This is a genomic window from Streptomyces sp. NPDC001903 (assembly GCF_042891345.1).
Taxonomy (GTDB): Bacteria; Actinomycetota; Actinomycetes; order Streptomycetales; family Streptomycetaceae; genus Streptomyces.
In genome coordinates this window covers 1-15,831 of record NZ_JBIASZ010000026.1, presented here as the reverse complement: position 1 = coordinate 15,831, position 15,831 = coordinate 1, and the positions used below count along the sequence as shown (strand labels likewise).

Sequence of the window (15,831 nt, the reverse complement as noted above, 5' to 3'; positions counted from 1 at the left end):
GGGCCTCCGGCGTACTCGCTCCCCGCCGGGGGCTAGAGGCGGACGCTCCAGTCGACCGTGGACTTCAGGGTGCGGGCGATCCTCGGGTCGCGGACCGAGGGGGTGCGGTCCTCGGCGGTGACCGACAGTCTGTGCGTGCGCAGGTCCAGGAGCCACAGCTCGGCGACCGCGACCTCGGTGCGGCCGGCGAACCGCTTCAGCTCCCGGCCGTCCAGGTACCAGCGGACGTCGAGCTGCCGGCCGTCCGCACCGGAGAGCCGGGGTACGGAGACCTTCGCCGTGTTGCGCAGCCGCAGGGTGCGGCCCGTCGGGGTGAGCGGGGCGGCGGGCTTCGCGTGCTGGTAGAAGCCGGCGATCATCGCCTCCGTACCGGGCAGGTTGAAGGGCTTGCCGAGCACGCGCATGATCGAGTTGTCGGTGGGCCGGTACAGGCCGGTGACGTAGTAGCCGCCGCCCTCGTACGCGCCGACGGTTCCGCCGTCGGGCGACTCGGCACCCAGCCAGCGGTACCACTTGGCCCGCTCGGCGGCCATCCGGTCGGCGGGCAGCGTGGAGGTGTTGGAGTCGGCGGGCTCGGGGCCCTCGTACTTCTCGTAGCCCGGGGTGTCGGGGTAGAAGTACTCGTCGGCGAGCTTGCCCAGGGAGTGGCCGGTCTCGTGGATGGCCACCTGGCCGGACTTGGCGTTGCCGGCGGAGGCGGTCGATATCCCCTCGTAGCCGAGGGTGGGGCTGGGCTCGTTGTACCCGGCGCCGCCGTACTTGGTGCTGTTCGAGAGCACCAGGACCAGGTCGGCCGCCGGCGCCTTCGCCACGTACGCGTCCACCTTCGGCTGGTCGATGCAGAGCAGCCGCTCGATCTCCTCGCACCAGAAGTACGAGCCGAGGGCGGTGTCGCGGACGGTGGCCGGGGTGGGGTCGCCGGAGACGCCGGAGTCGCGGGAGACGGCGTCGACCGTCCAGACGTTGAAGAGGTTCCGGTACGTGGAGTACGGCTCCACGGCGGTGATCTCGGCCCATTTGGCCCGGGCGTCGGCGTGGAAGCGGTCCTGCTCGGCGGCGGTGTATCCGTCGCCGATGACGACGATGTCGAGGCGGTCGGCGGTCGAGCCGTTGTCGACCAGCTTGGCGACCTCGCCGTCGGCCGCCCGGTCCGCTTCGGAGAGCTGCGGGGCCTTCCTCGCCTTCCCGGCGGCGGGGACCCGGATGTGGCCGGATCCGGCGGCCGTACCCTCCTCGGGTCCGGGTACCTCCACCTCGGTCCCGGCCTTCGCCGGTAGCGGCGGCGGTGCCGCGGCCGCCGTGCCGAGCGGGCCCGCGGCCAGCAGCAGGGCCGTCGTACAGGCCGCGGCGAAGGCGGCGCGCAGCGTCAGACGGAGGGACGCGTCCATGGAGTTCTCCCCGGGAAGAAGCCGGAAGTCACCGGAAGTTAAGCGGCTCGATAAGTGCGCTGAACCAGTTGCTTAAACTAGGGGGCGCACGGGAGGTGCGCAATGGCCAGCCGCCCCTGCACCATGGGGAGTTGGAGCAACCAGGGAGTCTTCATGGACGAACCGGCCGCGATCGGCCGCAGGGTTCAGCGCATGCGTGCCGAACTCGGTTTGACGCAAAAGGCATTGGCGGAGCCCTCGTACACCTCCGCCTACATCTCGACCCTGGAGTCGGGCAAGGTCCGGCCCTCCGAGACGGCGCTGCGCTTCCTCGCCGAGCGCCTCGGCACCTCGTACGAGGAGCTGGCCACCGGGCGGCCCGCCCATCTGGCCACCGAGCTGCGCCTCTCCCTCACCGACGCCCAGCAGACGCTGGCCACGGGGGCCGCCGCCGAGGCGGCCGTACGGTACCGGCAGCTGCTGGCGGACGCGGAACGGCTCGGCCTCGACGCCGAGCGGGCGGAGGCGCTGCTCGGCCTCGGCGACTGCGCCCTGGAGGCGGGTGAACTGCCGGAAGCCATCGGCCACTTCGAGGAGGCGGAGCGACTGCTGGCCGAGGAGCCGCTGCCCCGCCGGGCCCGCCCGATCCGCGGCCGGGCCGTCGCGCACCTGCTCGCCGGCGAGCTCCGCTACGCCTGCTACCTGCTCGAATCCGCCATCGACGAGCTGAATGCGAGCGGGCTGGCCGATCCGGAGGCGCTCGTGCTGCTGTACGCCGCCGTGATCGGCCCGTACATCGACATGGGCGCCCACGCCCGGGCCGCGCACGCCGCCGAGCTGGCGCTGTCGCTGGCTCCGCAGGTGGCGGATCCGGCACTGGTGGCGGGGATGCACCGGCAGGTCGCGCGGACGTTCCTCACCGCGGGGCGGCCGGCGGACGCGGACGCCTCGCTCGCCAAGGCGCAGGCGATCTACCGGCAGCTGCGGCTGCGGACCGATCTGGCGCACTGCCACTGGATGCGCGGCTACGTCCGGGCGCAGAACGGCGATCTCGTCGGGGCGGAGGCGGAGTTGCGCACGGCCCGGGACATCCTCGCGGCCCGGCGGGCCGCCCTGTACACGGCGCAGGTCGAGGTGGAACTCGCCGATGTCCTGCGCCGGCTGGGCCGCTGCGAGGAGGCCGCCGAGCTGCTCTCCGGGCTCCTGGAGCTGGGCGACAGCCACGGCGCGGTGCACGCGGGCGGGGCGCACCGGCTGCTCGGGCTGATGGCCGAGGAGCGCGGGGAGAGCGAGTGCGCCGAGGAGCACTACGTCCAGGCGCTGACCCTGCTGGAACGCAGCGGGGCCAGCGGGGATCTGGCGGACCTGTGCCGGCTGCTGGGCGACCTGCTGCGGCGCACGGGCCGGATCGAGGCCGCGCTGGACGCCTACCGTACGGGGCTGGGCCACCGCGCGGCGCCGGGCACCACCACGCTGGGTCCGGCGCCCGCGTCACCGCCGCGGCGGTGACGCGGGCCGCTGCCGGCGGCCCCGTCAGTGGTCGTCGGTGGGCCGCAGGTCGCGCGGGATCATCGTCCAGGTCGTGGCCGCCGCCGCCGCCGCGAGGAGACCCGCGAGGAGGAAGGCCGGGGTGATGGCGAGGGTGTAGGCCTGGGAGGCCGCCTCGATCAGGCCCTTGCCCACCGTCCCGCCCAGCCGTTCGGCGATGTGGGCGGCTTCGCCCACGGACTCGCGGACCGCCGCGGTGGTGGCGCCGTCCAGGTCGAGGGCGGGCAGGTTGCCGCGGTACAGGGCGGCCGCGGTGCTGCCGAGGATGGCGACGCCCATGGCCGAGCCGAGTTCGTAGCAGGTCTCCTCGATGGCGGCGGCGCTGGAGACCTCGTCCGCGGGAGCGGTCGAGATCAGCGTGACCGAGGCGACGGTGGTGGCGATGCCCGCGCCCAGGCCCATGACCGCGAGGGCCACGGCGAAGGCCGGGTAGCCGAGCTCGGTGAACTGCTGGAAGCTCCAGGGCAGGGCCATGCCCGCGGCCAGCACCACCAGTCCGGCGCCCAGCACGTGCCGGATCGCGAAGCGCTGCATCAGCGTCGGGGCCACCATCGAGGCGCAGATCAGGGCGAGCGGGGCGGGCAGCAGGCGCAGGCCCGCCTCGAGCGGGGTGTACCCCTGGCCGTACTGGAACCACTGGGTGACGAGGAAGAGGATCGCGCCCATGCCCACCATCGGCAGGAAGATCGCGGTGGCGGCGACGCTGAAGGCGGGCTTGGCGAAGAGCCGGACCTGGAGCAGCGGGGTCTCGACCCGCAGCTGGCGGCGTACGAAGACGGTCAGTGCGACAGCGGCCAGGGCGAGCAGGGCCCACGGGAGGGGATCCGCGGCCCCGCTCTTGCCGAGCTGCTTGATGCCGCCCGCGAGGGCGAGCATGCCGACGATCGACTGGCCGACGCCCCACCAGTCCCAGCGGCCGCTGCGCGGGGAGCGGGATTCGGGCAGGTAGCGCAGTCCGGCCGCGACGATGACGGCGGCGACGGGGAGGTTCAGGAGGAAGGCGGAGTGCCAGCCGTAGTCCTGGACGAGGAGCCCCCCGACGACCGGGCCGAAGGCCATGCCGCCACCGAAGACAGCCGCCCAGACGGCGAGCGCGAAGGCCCGCTCCTTGGCGTCGGTGAACACGCCGCGCAGGATCGACAGGGTGGAGGGCATGATCGCCGCGCCCCCGATGCCGAGGAGGGCGCGGGCCGCGATGACGTGCCAGGCCTCGGTGGAGAAGACGGCGATCAGGGAGGCGACGGAGAAGATCGCGAAGCCCGCCATGAGCAGCCGCTTGCGCCCCCACCGGTCGCCGAGGGCGCCCGCGGTGACGAGCAGGCCGGACAGGGCGAGCGCGTAGACGTCGATGATCCACAGCTGCTGTACGGCGCCGGGCTGGAGGTCGCCGACGAGGGAGGGGAAGGCCACGTTGAGGATCGTGGTGTCCATCGAGATCAGCAGCAGGCTGCCAGAGAGGATCGCGAGGACGATCCACCGGTGCGGATCGAGGGGAGCGGTGGGACGGCGGGCGTGCATGGGGTTCCGTTCGGGTGAGCGGGCGGGGAGGCCCGCCGCCGCGCACAGCGATGAGCCTCCTTCGCCTCGAATGATACATCAACGTCTCATTCGGGTCGAAGGAGGCTCAGATTCAGGGCGCACCCGTACGCTGTTTTCCGGGCCACCGGCCCGTGCCTGCCCGCCCCTGCCCCCACCCCCGCCCCGCTCCCGCCCCGCACTCGAAACGGAGATCCGCCGTGCCGGACAAGACCGAGGACACCGCTTCCGCGGCGGCGCGGCACGAGCAGTGGAAGGGGAAGGGCGTCGCGCTGCGCGCGTTCTTCTACATCTTCGGGACGCACGTGTTCGCCGGGTTCATCTGGCTGCTGTTCTACCTGGGCGAGCACGCCGAGAAGTGAGGCCCACGAGACGTGGGCACCGCCTCAGCCCTCGCCGGTCCGGGCGCGGGCGCCCGACCGGGTCCGCCCCGGCGTCTGGGCCCGCTGCGGGTGCCGGCGTACGTACTCGTGCTCCAGCTCGTTCATCCGCTGCGTGTGAGTGACCAACGCCTCGTCCGACCCGTAGAGCAGGGTCTCGTGGCGGGTCCGGTGGATGGCCTCCAGCTCCTTGAGCAGCTTGCCTTCCTCCAGGTTCGCCGCCGAGGGACCGCCGTCATGCTCCGCCATGGCCCGAACACCTCCTCCCCTCCATCATCCCCTCAGATGCCCCATTCGTCCCGGCCGCACCTGATGCAGCCGCTCTTCCCGCGGACTTCGCGCCGTGGCGCTGCGGCTACCCTTGCGCCATGACGATGCGTGCGGTTGTCCATGTGAATGTGGACGCGATGATCGAGGACCTCAGGACACTCGTCGAGATCGAGTCCCCCTCCCGGGACCTCGACGCGCTGGGGGTATCGGCCAAAACCGTCGCCGCCGTCATCGAGAACCGCCTCGGCGGGGAGGCCGTCCTCATCGAGAGCGAGACCGGCCCGCACGTGCACTGGTCGGGCGGCGGGGCGCCGCGGGTGCTGATCCTCGGCCACCACGACACGGTGTTCCCGCTCGGGACCCTCGAACGGCGCCCCTTCGCGGTGGAAGACGGGCGCGCGACCGGCCCCGGGGTCTTCGACATGCTCGGCGGGCTGGTGCAGGCCGTGCACGGGCTCGCGCTGCTCGACGACCTGTCGGGCGTCGAGATCCTGGTGACCGCCGACGAGGAGATCGGCTCCCCCTCCTCCCGGGCCCTCATCGAGGAGCGCGCCCTCGCCTGCGGCGCGGTGCTGGTGTTCGAAGGCGCCGCCGAGGGCGGGGCCCTGAAGACCGGGCGCAAGGGCTGCGGCTCGTTCCACGTCTCCGTCGCGGGCCGGGCCTCGCACGCCGGCCTCGAGCCCGAGGCCGGGGTCAACGCCCTGATCGAGGCGGCGCACCTCGTACTGGACATCGCCGCACTGGGGCGGCCCGAGATCGGCACGACCGTCACCCCGACCGTCGCGTCCGCGGGGGGCGTGGACAACGTCGTGCCCGCCGAGGCGACCGTCACCGCCGACGTGCGGGTCGAATCGGCCCGCGAACAGGCACGCATCGAGTCCGCGTTCGCGGCGCTCGCCCCGCACCTCGAAGACGCGGAGATCTCGGTCCACGGCTCCATCGGCCGGCCCCCGATGCCGGAGTCGGCCTCGGCCGACCTCTTCGCGGTGGCCCAACAGCTGCTCCCCGGCCTCGAAGGCCGCTCGGTAGGCGGCGGCAGCGACGGGAACTTCACGGCGGCGCTGGGCGTGCCGACCCTGGACGGCCTGGGTGCGGTCGGCGGCGGCGCCCACGCCGACCACGAGTACGTGGTGGTCGACGCCATGGCAGAGCGGGCGAACCTCGTGGCCGGACTGGTACGGGCGATCCGGGACACGCAGGGGCACACGAGCGCGAGCGCGTAGCCTCCGCCTCCGCGCCCCGGCCCGTCAGCGCAGGGCCGGGAAGAGCCGGTCGAGGTGGTGGCGGAGCACCGCCGCGGCCGATTCCTGCGTGCGCTGGCCCACCAGGATGCTGGTGCCGAGCCCCGCCGACATCGCGAGCAGGCTGATCGCCTCCGTGCGCGGATCCGTGTCCGGCGGGGCCAGTTTCGCGTCGACCGCCTGCTGGAGGAGCGCCGTCAGGGCGTCCTCGGCCGCGTTCGGGTTGTCGATGAACGGCTGGGCGGCGAGCGCCTCGTCCGTCAGCGCCAGCGCCGCGTACGAGGTGTACACGATGTGGAAGGTCCGGCTCGCCTCGTCCGTGGGCAGCGCCTCCATCAGCAGCGCCTCGATCATCGCGCGCGGTCCCGGGTCCTGCCCCACCGCCCGCAGCCGCTCGGCGACCCGGGCCCCGAGGGCCGCGGCCAGGTGCTCGAGCCCGTACAGGAGCAGGTTCTCCTTGGTCTGGAAGTAGTACTGGACGAGGCGCAGCGAGACCCCTGCCTCCGCGGCCACGTCCCGCATGCCCACGGCGTGCAGTCCGCGCCGGCCGGCGACGCGGACCAGCGCCTCCGCGATCTGGCTGCGCCGCTCCTCGTGGTCCACCCGTTTCGGCATCCGGTGTGTCTCCGCCCGTTCGTTCGACCTTCGCACGGGGCAGGCCCGCCCCGGCCCGCCTTGATCCGGCCCGCAGATTTCATGGTACCGCCGTACCAGCATCATGGTACGGTCGTATCAAGAAAGCGACGGACCACCGGAGGTGCCACCGTGCCCGAGACCACGACCCGCGATCGCGACCGCCAGCGCAAGCACGTCCAGGCCGATGTCGGCCGCTACGTGAACGACCGGCTGCGCGAGCGGTACTTCGCCGCCTGCGACGCCGTCTACGCACTGGGCCCGGCCGCGGACGCGGAGACCGACATCGAGACGAGCTTCGGGACCACGCACGTCTACCGCTTCGGCCCCGCCGATCCGCGGGCCGCCGCCCGGACCCCGGCGGTGCTCCTGCACGGCGCGGGCGGCAACTCCTCGCAGTGGTACCCGAATCTCGCCGCGCTCAGCGCCGAGCGGCCGGTCTTCGCGGTCGACACCCTCGGCGATCCGGGCCGCAGCGTGCAGCACACCCCCATCCACCAGCCCGAGCGTGCGGCCCAGTGGCTCGACGAGGTCCTCGAAGGCCTCGGACTCGACCGGATCCACCTCATCGGCAGCTCGTACGGCGGCTGGCTGTCACTCAATCAGGTGCACCGCAGCCCCGGGCGGCTCGCGTCGGTCACCCTCCTCGACCCGGGCGGCCTGGAGAAGACAGGAGCCCGCTTCTTCGTCTGGATCTTCATCAGCCTGTTCGCCACGGTCGCACCCAGGCCCATGAGGCGCCGCCTGGCGGCCTGGCTCGACCAACCCGTGCTCATCGTGCCGGAGTTGCGCGCGATGATCATGCTCAGCGTCCGCGCGTTCCGGATCCGCCGACCCACTCCGCAGCCGCTCACCGAAGAACAACTGCGCACCATCCGCACGCCGTTGTACGTCCTGCTCGGCGAACACAGCCTGCTCGTCCACCCGGAGCGGCAGCGCGAGCGCGTACCGCGCCTGGTCCCCGGCGCCGTCGTGGAGATCATGGGCGACACCGGGCACGGCCCGCAGATCGACCACGCCCGGGAGGCGAACACCCGGATGCTGAAGTTCATGGACTCCGTCGACTGAGCGGCGGGATCGGCGGCACGGCGGTAGACAGTGTCTACTCTCTCCTGGTAGACACGGTCCATGGACCCGCACAGCCCGCTCCGGGAACGACTGATCGACGTCGGCGTCGACCTCGTCCTGACCGAGGGCACCGCCGCCCTCGGCCTGCGCGAGATCGCCCGGCGCGCCGGGGTGTCGCACGGCGCGCCCCGGCGCTACTTCCCCACCCACCAGTCCCTGCTCTCGGCGATCGCCCGGCGCGGATTCGCCGACCTCGGCGGCCGGTTCGCCGCTGCGGTCGAAGGCACCTCCTCGCCGCGCGAGCAGGTACGGGCGCTCGGATGCGCGTACGTCGGCTACGCGCTGGAGCACCGCGGGATGTTCGAGCTGATGTTCCGCCACGACCTGCTCGACAGCGAAGCGGCGGAGAACACCGGCGAAGACACCCCCGGGCCGCGGCAGCCGAAGCTGCGCGAGACCACCGTCCCGCTCTTCCGCCTCCTCGTCGGGCTCGTCTCCCGCTGCCGGACCGACGGGGACCCCGAGGTCATCACCGCCGCCCTGTGGGCCAACCTGCACGGCGTGGCCCAGCTGTGGGCCTGGGGCAGCCTGCCCCTGATGCTCGAAGCCCGTCCCACCGTAGGCATCGAACGGCTCGTCGGCGCCGCCCTCGACGCCCACCTCGGGTCGGATCCCGCATGACGCGCGCGAGGCAGCGGATCGCGCTGCTCGTCAGCGTGGGCGGCGCGATGCTCGTCGCCCTCGACGGCACCGTCCTCAGCGTGGCGCAGCCCAGCATGCGCCACGACCTCGGGGCGGGCATGGCCCAGGTCCAGTGGACGAGCACCGCCTACCTCCTGGCCGTGGCCGCCTTCCTCGTCATCGCCGGCCGGCTCGGAGACCGGTACGGGCACACGCGGCTGCTGCTCGTCGGCGTGCTCGGCTTCGCCGCGAGCTCCGCCGGGATCGCGCTCGCGCCCGGAGTCGGCTGGGTCATCGCCCTGCGCGCCGCCCAAGGGGTGTTCGGGGCCCTGCTGCAGCCGGCGACCCTCGCGCTGCTGCGCCTCGCCTACCCTCCCGACCGGCTCTCCGGCCCGGTGGCGGTCCGGACCGGCGCCATCGGCGCGGCCGCCGCGGCCGGTCCGCTGCTCGGGGGCGCGCTGGTCGCGCAGTCGGGCTGGCGGTCGGTGTTCGTGCTGAACGTGCCGATCGCCCTCGCGATCGCCGCGCTCGCCCTCGCCGTACGGATCCCCGCGCCGGACCGGCCCGGATCGGACGTGCCGGGATCGGACCGGCCCGGATCGGACCGGCCCGGATCGGACCGGCCCGCGCTGACCGGCGCGGCGCTGCTGGCCGCGACGCTCGCCCTGCTCGTCCACGCGCTGGCCGGCGTGCCCGCCCACGGCTGGACCGCGCCGCCGACCCTGCTCGGGCTCGGCGCGGCGGCCGCCCTCGCGACTCTGCTCGTACGGTACGAACGGCGGGCCGCGCAGCCGCTCGTACCGGCCGCCGTGGCGCGGTCCCGGCCGGTCGCGGCCTCGATGGCGCTGCTGCTGGCCGTCTCCGCCGGCATGTTCGGGGCCCTGTTCACGGCGACCTTCCTGCTCCAGGACGTACGGGGCCAGGGCCCGCTCGCCACCGGCCTGCTGGTGCTCCCGCTGACCGGCTGCATGGTCGCGGGCGCGCCGTTGGCGGCCCTGGCACTGCGCCGGTACGGGCCGCGCCGGACCGCGCTGGCCGGTACGGGCCTGGTCGTCCTCGGGGTCTGCGGGCTGGGCGCGGGGGCGGGCGTCCCGGTGGTCCTGGCGGCCTTCGCGGTGCTCGGCGCCGGGTTCGCCGCGGTCATGGTCACCGCCACCGGCACGGTGGTCGGGGACGCTCCCGCCGGGTACGCGGGGGTCGTCGGCGGGCTCAAGCAGACGGCGATGAACGTCGGTCCGACCCTGGGCATCGCCGTCGCGGCGGGCTGGGGCGCGGGCGCCGGGACCGCGCCGGCCGCCCTGTTCGCCCTGGCGGCGCTGGCCGCCGTGGGGCTGCTGCCGGCATCACTGCTGCCGCGCGGCACGCGCCGTACAGCTGCGGGCGACGTCGTCGGCGAAGACGCGGGCCAGCGGGGACAGGGCCGCCCAGCGGCGGACGGCCCAGCCGACCGGGAGCGGCGGCAGGGCCGGGACCGGGACGAGGCGCAGCGGGCCGTCTGATCCGGGGACCCGCCAGCCGGGCAGGGCCGGCACGACGGCGTGGCCGAGCCCGAGTTCGGCCAGGAGCAGGGCGGTGTCCCAGTCGGCCACGCTGGTGTCGGACCGTATCCGGATGCCGGACTGCGCGAAGGCGGTGTCGAGGTGGGCCCGGGACGCGGAGTTCTCCGGGAGCCGGATGTGGCGGATCCCGGTGAGGTCGGCCGGCTCGATGCGGGGCCGGGCGGCGAGGGGGTCGTCGGCGCAGACCGCGAGCACCCAGGGCAGCTCCATCACCGGGCGCTGCTCGATGCCGCGCACGGGGCGGCCGATGGTGATCCAGGCGAGGTCCAGGTCGTCGGCGGCGAGGGCGTCGAAGCAGCTGCGGCTGGAGTTCTCGGTCTGGAACTCCAGACTGACCTGCGGATGGCGGCGCCGGAAGTCGACGACGGCCTCGGACATGAAGTGCCGTACGGTCGTCGCACCCGTGGTGATGCGCACCGATCCGCTGTTCCCGCGGACGAGTTCGTCGAGACGGCGCAGGGCCCCGTCGAGCCCGGCGATGCCGTCGGCGGCGGCCGCCTGGAGGATGCGCCCGGCCTCGGTGGGGACCACACCGCGGGCGTGCCGCTCCAGCAGCTCGGTTCCGGTCTGTTTCTCGAGGCGGCGGACGTGCTGGCTGACGGCCGACTGCGTGCAGCCGAGGTCGCGGGCGACGGCGCTGAGACTGCCGGCCCGGCAGACGGCCACGAAGACGCGGAGATCGTCGAGAGTCACGGGGTGGAGGCTACTCCAAGCTCCAGCTTGGGTCTTGATAGGCAATCAGAGGATTGACTTGGGTCTGTGGGTGGACAACGATCCATACGGGGCCCCGGGCGGCAACCCGTCCCCGCCCGCGCCACGGTCCGGACCCCGGCGCGGGCGGGGACGGGTGCCGACCCACCCACGTCCATCGGGCACGCGGGAGAGGACCACGCCCATGCAGACCCAGGCCGAGCGCCGGGAGGCGGCCGCCCTCGCGCTGCTGCGGGAACTCGGCGCCGGACACCTGGACCACCCAGGCGGCACCCTGCTCGCGCATCTGGAACGCGTACACGCGCGGCTCGGGGCGTGGGGAGCACGGCCGGCGCTCCGGCTCGCGGGCCTGTGCCACGCGTTCTACGGGACGGACGGCTTCGCCACCGCCCTGCTGCCGGTCGGCCGGCGGGCCGAGCTGGCGGCGGTGATCGGCGCCGAGGCCGAGGAGGTCGTCTACTTCTACGCCAGTTGTGACCGCGCGGCCTTCTGTCCGACGCTCGCCGCCGGTCTCCCGGCCGGCACCGGCGTCACGGCCGGCACCGGCGCCGCCGACGGCGAGGCGGTGCCGTCGGTGGCGCCGGTGGCGCCTGCGTTCCGCGACCGGTTCACCGGCCGCGTCCACTCCCCCGGCCTTCAGCCCCGGCGGGACTTCGCCGAGCTGTCCGCGGCGAACGAGCTGGACCTCGCCCGGATCGACCCGGCGTTCCGTGCGGCCCACGGGCCGGACCTCCTCGCCCTGTTCACCCGGCTGCGGGGGCTGCTCACCGAGCCGGCCTGGCGGGAGTGCCGGACCGTGCTCGGGGAGGGCGCCTGCGCGTCCTGACGACCGGCTTCGTCAGGGCGTGAAGGTCCAGCGTTGCGCGGGGCTGCCGTCGCAGGCCGCGCGGGTGAGCCGGGTCCCGTTCGCGGTGCCCGCACCGACCGGGGCCAGGCACTGGCCGAGCGTACGGAGGCTGCCGTCGGGCCCCTGCTGCCAACTCTGCCCCGCGGCCGCGCCGCAGGTCTGGACGGTGACCGAGGAGGCGCTCGTACCGTCGAGGCAGACCCCGCCCAGGCCCGTGACCCGGCCGTCGGCCGTCAGGCTCCAGCGCTGGTTGGGGCCGCCGTGGCAGGCGTAGAGGGTGGGTTCGGTGCCGGGCGTGGTGGCGCTGTGCGGCAGGTCCGCGCAGCGGGCGGAAGCCGCCTGGACGAGGGTGGCGTCGGCCGGGAGCGGGGCGGCGCGCCCGGTCAGGCTGATCTCGGCGGCGCTGGTCCAGGGGCCGCGGCCGCCGGCCTCGGTCAGGGCCCGCAGGCGGAGGTAGCGGCCCGTCTTCGCGGCCAGGGGGACGGACTTGGCGGCGGCGGTGTCGGCGAAGGTGCCCGTCGCCACCGGTGATCCCCAGTCGGTGGTGCTGTCGGAGACGTACACCTCGTAGCCGCCGATCCGGCCGTTGACTCCGCCGTCCTGGCGGGGCAGGTAGCCGAGGCCGTCGACGGCGTAGCGGGCGCCGAGGTCGATGCCGATCTCGTGCGGCAGCGCGGCCGGGGTGCCCGAGGACCATGCGGTGTGCCAGAGCGTGGCCGGGTTCCCGTCGAAGGCGTTCTTCGCCGCGCCGTTCTCGGCGGCGCTCTCCTGGCTGTCGGCGGAGACCAGGGTCCACGCCGACTGCGGGACGGGGGCGGAGGTCGCCGGGACCGGGTCGGCCGCGGGCACGGAGGTGCCGGTCACCGTGATGCCGAACGCCCCGGACTTCGTACCGGACTTCACCCACAGGATGCCGCCGCGGTCGGCGGGGTCGAAGAACCAGCCGGACGCGGCCGCGTCGTAGGCGGCCTTCGAGCTCTGGCGGGTCAGGGCGGCCCCGTCGGCGGCGACCGAGCCGGGGGCGGAGGCCAGGTGGAGGCTGAACTCGTAGCCCCGGGCGGCCGGTTTGCCGGTGTAGCTGCCGGTGGGGGCGCCCACGGAGACGGTGACCGTGCCGGAGCCGGCGGCCGGGGCCGTGACGTCCACCTGCTGGCGGGCGTACGCGCCGGACTGGTAGGCGCGGGTGAGCCCGTCGTCCTCGTAGAGGCTGAAGGAGGAGTTGCCGCGCGGGTGGATGTCGTAGGTGAGGGTGGAGACGGGCTTCTCGCCGGTGTGGTTCATCTGCGGCCACATCGGCACGATCGCGCCGCCCTTGACGAACAGGGGCAGGGTGTCGAGCGGCGCCTGGTAGCCGTTCAGCCAGCCGGGTCCGGCGTACGTCTTCCCGCTCCAGTAGTCCGTCCAGGTCCCGGCGGGCAGGTAGATGCCGTCGCGGACGGAGGTGTCGGAGACGACCGGCGCGACGAGGAAGGAATCGCCGGCCATGAACTGGCCGCTGGTGAGGTTCCCGCGGGCCACCGGGTCGTCCGGGTACTCCAGGACCATGGCGCGGGTGCTCGGCACGCCGCTCTCGTGGGCGGTGCGGCTCATGGTGTAGAGGTACGGCATCAGCCGCATCTTGAGCTGCAGGTACTTGCGGTTGATGGAGAGGTACGGCTCGGCGAAGCGCCAGGGCTGCTTGTCCTGGTAGCCGGCCGCCGGGTTGGTCGCGCCCCAGCCGGACATGGTCATGAAGGCGGGGGTGAAGGCCTTCCACTGGAGGTCGCGGGTGTAGGTCTTGGGACTGCCGCCGAAGATGCCGTCCACGTCGCCCGAGGCGTAGTTGAGGGCGGACAGGCCCGCGCCGGCGATGGCGGGGACGTGCCAGCGCATGTCGTCCCAGGTGCCGTTGGTGTCGCCGGTCCAGACGACGGCGTTGCGCTGGGTGCCGGCCCAGCCGTCCACGGTCCACACGTAGCGGCGTGCGTCGGAGTTCTTCTCGATGCCGTCGACGGCCTGCTGGACCCCGTTGAAGGCGCTCTTGTAGCCGCCGCCGATCCAGGCGACGTCCGTCTTCACGCCGCGGGTGCCGGCCGCGCCGACCTCGTCCGCGATGGAGCCGAGACCGGTGGAGGTCCACAGGCCGGTCTGGAAGCCCTTGGCCTTCAGGGCGTCGACCGTCGATTTGAGCGGCGCGGTATAGCCGCAGCCGTATCCGTCGTTGGGCAGGAACCAGCCCGAGGGCATGTCGGCGGCGCGGGCGTCGGTGGCGTATCCGACCACGTCGGGGGTGGTCTGGTGGCGCAGGCGGTTGTGGTCGCCCTGGTATGCGGGGTTGGAGGCGTTGAAACAGTCGGCATTGCCCAGTTCCAGGCCCCACATCGGCGCCATGAACGGCTTGCCGCTCACATCGGTGTAGCCATCGAGTACGGATTTCAGCGAATCGCCGGTGAAGTACCAGGCGTCGAAGCGCTTCTCGTCGTGGGTGAGGGTGGTGGGGGCGTTGAAACCGTACGAGCCGGGGGCCCAGGTGTTGCGCATGACGCCGTAGCCGTTGGTGGACATGTAGAAGGGGGCCGGGCTGGCGTTGTTGTTCTCGCGCCACTTGTTGTCGACGGCCACGGGGACGGTCTTGCCGCGCAGCGCCCATTCGCCGAGGCGCAGGCCGGTTCCGTAGAACTGCTCGTCGGTGCCGCGGGCCAGGTACTGGGTGGTCTGGGAGGCCGTCCACGAGGTGGGCTGGGTCTCCTGCCAGACCAGGGTGGCGTTGTCGGCGCGGTAGACGGAGAACTGCAGGGGCATCTTGTTGACGCGGATGTTCAGGGCGCCGGTGGTGATGCGGTAGTAGGCGCCCGCGTCGGTGAAGGAGGCGTCGACGGGGCCGAAGTCGGTGGTCGGGGCGAGGTCGGAGCCTGCCGGGTCGTTGGTGAAGGCGCCGTCGGGCGAGAGCCAGAGCCGGAAGATGTCGGCACGGGCGACGACGACGCGGGCCTTGGCGCCGGCCGAGGTGCTGACGGTGAAGGTGTTCCCGGACCGGGTGAGGCCGGTGGCGTTGCCCGCCGTGGCGGGGGCCGGGGCGGCGGCGGCCGTCGAGGTCATCGGCCCGGCGGCGGCCAGACCGGCGACGGCGAGGGCCCCGGCGAGCAGCGCGGCGAGGGACGCCCCCCGCCGTTTGGCCTTCTTGCGTGTGTGCGTGGGCGTGGGCGTGGGGATACGGCTGTGCGTGCGCCTGGGGATGCGCGTGAGTCTCATGGGGCAGCTCCTCGTGCGGTCCGGATTGCGGACACACCGCTTTGGCATGCGCCTGGCAAGATAGCGGCCGAAGAAGATCACTTGAAGGATGCTGCTCGAAATCGTCTCGCATCAAGCATCTTTGAGCATGCGTCGGCTGGATCGCACGACGGGGGTGGCATGCCGATCACCGGGCCGAGCTCGCGTAGGCGCGGGTCCGAAAAGGAGCCCCGCTCGCGCCGAAGGTGCGGGCTTCGTCGCATCGCGCAGGTCCGATCGGGTGACCGCGGGGGCGATGCCACCCAGGCCGCCCTCGCGGTACCGGCGGGGCATTGTCAGACCCCTGCGCGACGATCCGGGGCATGACGATCACCAGCGCCGCTCCCGACCCGCCGGCCGGCCCCCGTTCCGTCCTCTCCACCCGCGACGAGTACGCCGACGCGATCGGTACGGCCATCAGGGCCGCCGCCGCGTATTACGGTTCCGGCGATTCGCCGCTCGACGACGCCTCGTTCGACCTCCTCGTCTCCCTGATACAGGCGTACGAGGAGCGGTACCCCGAGCACACCGACCCGGCCACGCCGACCGGGACGGTGGCCGGGGGCGCGGTACCGGCCGGCTAGGGGGTGTCGTCAAAGTAGCTTCGTCCGCCCGTGAGGGCGGGCCGGCGGGGTCTGGTGCGTGCGATCGCAAGGCGGAGGTGGGGGTCCCCCCGCCGAAGGCAGGGGGAGGAGGCGACGCTCGCGTCGTCGACCGACGACAACGCGGCGAGCGCGCGTG

Annotated in this window: 13 protein-coding genes and 1 pseudogene; 8 read left to right on the top strand and 6 right to left on the bottom strand. The window is 73.5% G+C overall.

Going from position 1 to position 15,831, the window contains the following annotated elements:
* Positions 1-32 precede the first annotated feature (32 nt).
* Positions 33-1,388 (bottom strand): M64 family metallopeptidase, encoded by a 1,356-nt coding sequence (locus ACFYZS_RS36715; RefSeq protein ID WP_389022713.1) that lies wholly within the window; start codon positions 1,386-1,388, stop codon positions 33-35.
* A gap of 153 nt (positions 1,389-1,541) precedes the next feature.
* On the opposite strand from ACFYZS_RS36715, the gene ACFYZS_RS36710 reads away from it, so the two are divergent.
* Positions 1,542-2,876 carry a tetratricopeptide repeat protein gene (locus tag ACFYZS_RS36710; RefSeq protein WP_389022710.1) on the top strand — a complete coding sequence of 445 codons (1,335 nt, stop codon included), beginning with the start codon at positions 1,542-1,544 and terminating at the stop codon, positions 2,874-2,876.
* 24 nt (positions 2,877-2,900) lie between these two features.
* Here ACFYZS_RS36710 and ACFYZS_RS36705 read toward each other — a convergent pair whose 3' ends face one another.
* The gene (locus ACFYZS_RS36705) at positions 2,901-4,433 is read right to left on the bottom strand and encodes an MFS transporter (protein ID WP_389022707.1); all 1,533 of its coding nucleotides are present in this window, start codon (positions 4,431-4,433) and stop codon (positions 2,901-2,903) included.
* Positions 4,434-4,651: 218 nt separating this feature from the next.
* On the opposite strand from ACFYZS_RS36705, the gene ACFYZS_RS36700 reads away from it, so the two are divergent.
* Positions 4,652-4,813, top strand: a complete 162-nt coding sequence (locus ACFYZS_RS36700) for a DUF6126 family protein (RefSeq protein ID WP_389022705.1) — start codon at positions 4,652-4,654, stop codon at positions 4,811-4,813.
* A gap of 24 nt (positions 4,814-4,837) precedes the next feature.
* Here ACFYZS_RS36700 and ACFYZS_RS36695 read toward each other — a convergent pair whose 3' ends face one another.
* Positions 4,838-5,080, bottom strand: coding sequence for a DUF6158 family protein (locus ACFYZS_RS36695; protein ID WP_389022702.1), 243 nt, complete (start codon positions 5,078-5,080; stop codon positions 4,838-4,840).
* A 119-nt stretch (positions 5,081-5,199) separates the two neighbouring features.
* Between ACFYZS_RS36695 and ACFYZS_RS36690 the strand changes: the two genes are divergently transcribed.
* Positions 5,200-6,324: a M20 family metallopeptidase gene (locus ACFYZS_RS36690; protein WP_389022700.1), complete on the top strand. Its 1,125-nt coding sequence runs from the start codon at positions 5,200-5,202 to the stop codon at positions 6,322-6,324.
* Positions 6,325-6,348: 24 nt separating this feature from the next.
* Here ACFYZS_RS36690 and ACFYZS_RS36685 read toward each other — a convergent pair whose 3' ends face one another.
* Positions 6,349-6,957, bottom strand: coding sequence for a TetR/AcrR family transcriptional regulator (locus tag ACFYZS_RS36685; protein WP_389022697.1), 609 nt, complete (start codon positions 6,955-6,957; stop codon positions 6,349-6,351).
* Between the two features lie 150 nt (positions 6,958-7,107).
* Between ACFYZS_RS36685 and ACFYZS_RS36680 the strand changes: the two genes are divergently transcribed.
* The 3 genes and pseudogenes from ACFYZS_RS36680 to ACFYZS_RS36670 form a co-directional block, all read left to right on the top strand.
* Entirely contained in the window at positions 7,108-8,043 is a 936-nt protein-coding gene (locus tag ACFYZS_RS36680) for an alpha/beta fold hydrolase (RefSeq protein ID WP_389022695.1), read from the top strand.
* 60 nt (positions 8,044-8,103) lie between these two features.
* Complete coding sequence (locus ACFYZS_RS36675) at positions 8,104-8,724, top strand: TetR/AcrR family transcriptional regulator (protein ID WP_389022692.1); 621 nt, start codon at positions 8,104-8,106, stop codon at positions 8,722-8,724.
* Positions 8,721-10,085: pseudogene (locus ACFYZS_RS36670) on the top strand (MFS transporter); the annotation flags it as partial. The gene ACFYZS_RS36675 and the pseudogene ACFYZS_RS36670, both read left to right, overlap by 4 nt.
* On the opposite strand, the gene ACFYZS_RS36665 reads toward ACFYZS_RS36670, so the two are convergent.
* Positions 10,068-10,976 carry a LysR family transcriptional regulator gene (locus ACFYZS_RS36665; protein WP_389022689.1) on the bottom strand — a complete coding sequence of 303 codons (909 nt, stop codon included), beginning with the start codon at positions 10,974-10,976 and terminating at the stop codon, positions 10,068-10,070. The pseudogene ACFYZS_RS36670 and the gene ACFYZS_RS36665 overlap by 18 nt on opposite strands.
* 202 nt (positions 10,977-11,178) lie before the next feature.
* Here ACFYZS_RS36665 and ACFYZS_RS36660 point away from each other — a divergent pair, with 202 nt between their 5' ends.
* The gene (locus ACFYZS_RS36660) at positions 11,179-11,820 is read left to right on the top strand and encodes a DUF6817 domain-containing protein (protein ID WP_389022687.1); all 642 of its coding nucleotides are present in this window, start codon (positions 11,179-11,181) and stop codon (positions 11,818-11,820) included.
* 12 nt (positions 11,821-11,832) lie between these two features.
* On the opposite strand, the gene ACFYZS_RS36655 is transcribed toward ACFYZS_RS36660, so the two are convergent.
* Entirely contained in the window at positions 11,833-15,072 is a 3,240-nt protein-coding gene (locus ACFYZS_RS36655; RefSeq protein ID WP_389022684.1) for a TIM-barrel domain-containing protein, read from the bottom strand.
* A gap of 341 nt (positions 15,073-15,413) precedes the next feature.
* Here ACFYZS_RS36655 and ACFYZS_RS36650 point away from each other — a divergent pair, with 341 nt between their 5' ends.
* Positions 15,414-15,674 carry a hypothetical protein gene (locus ACFYZS_RS36650; RefSeq protein WP_389022681.1) on the top strand — a complete coding sequence of 87 codons (261 nt, stop codon included), beginning with the start codon at positions 15,414-15,416 and terminating at the stop codon, positions 15,672-15,674.
* The last annotated feature ends 157 nt before the right edge of the window (positions 15,675-15,831 follow it).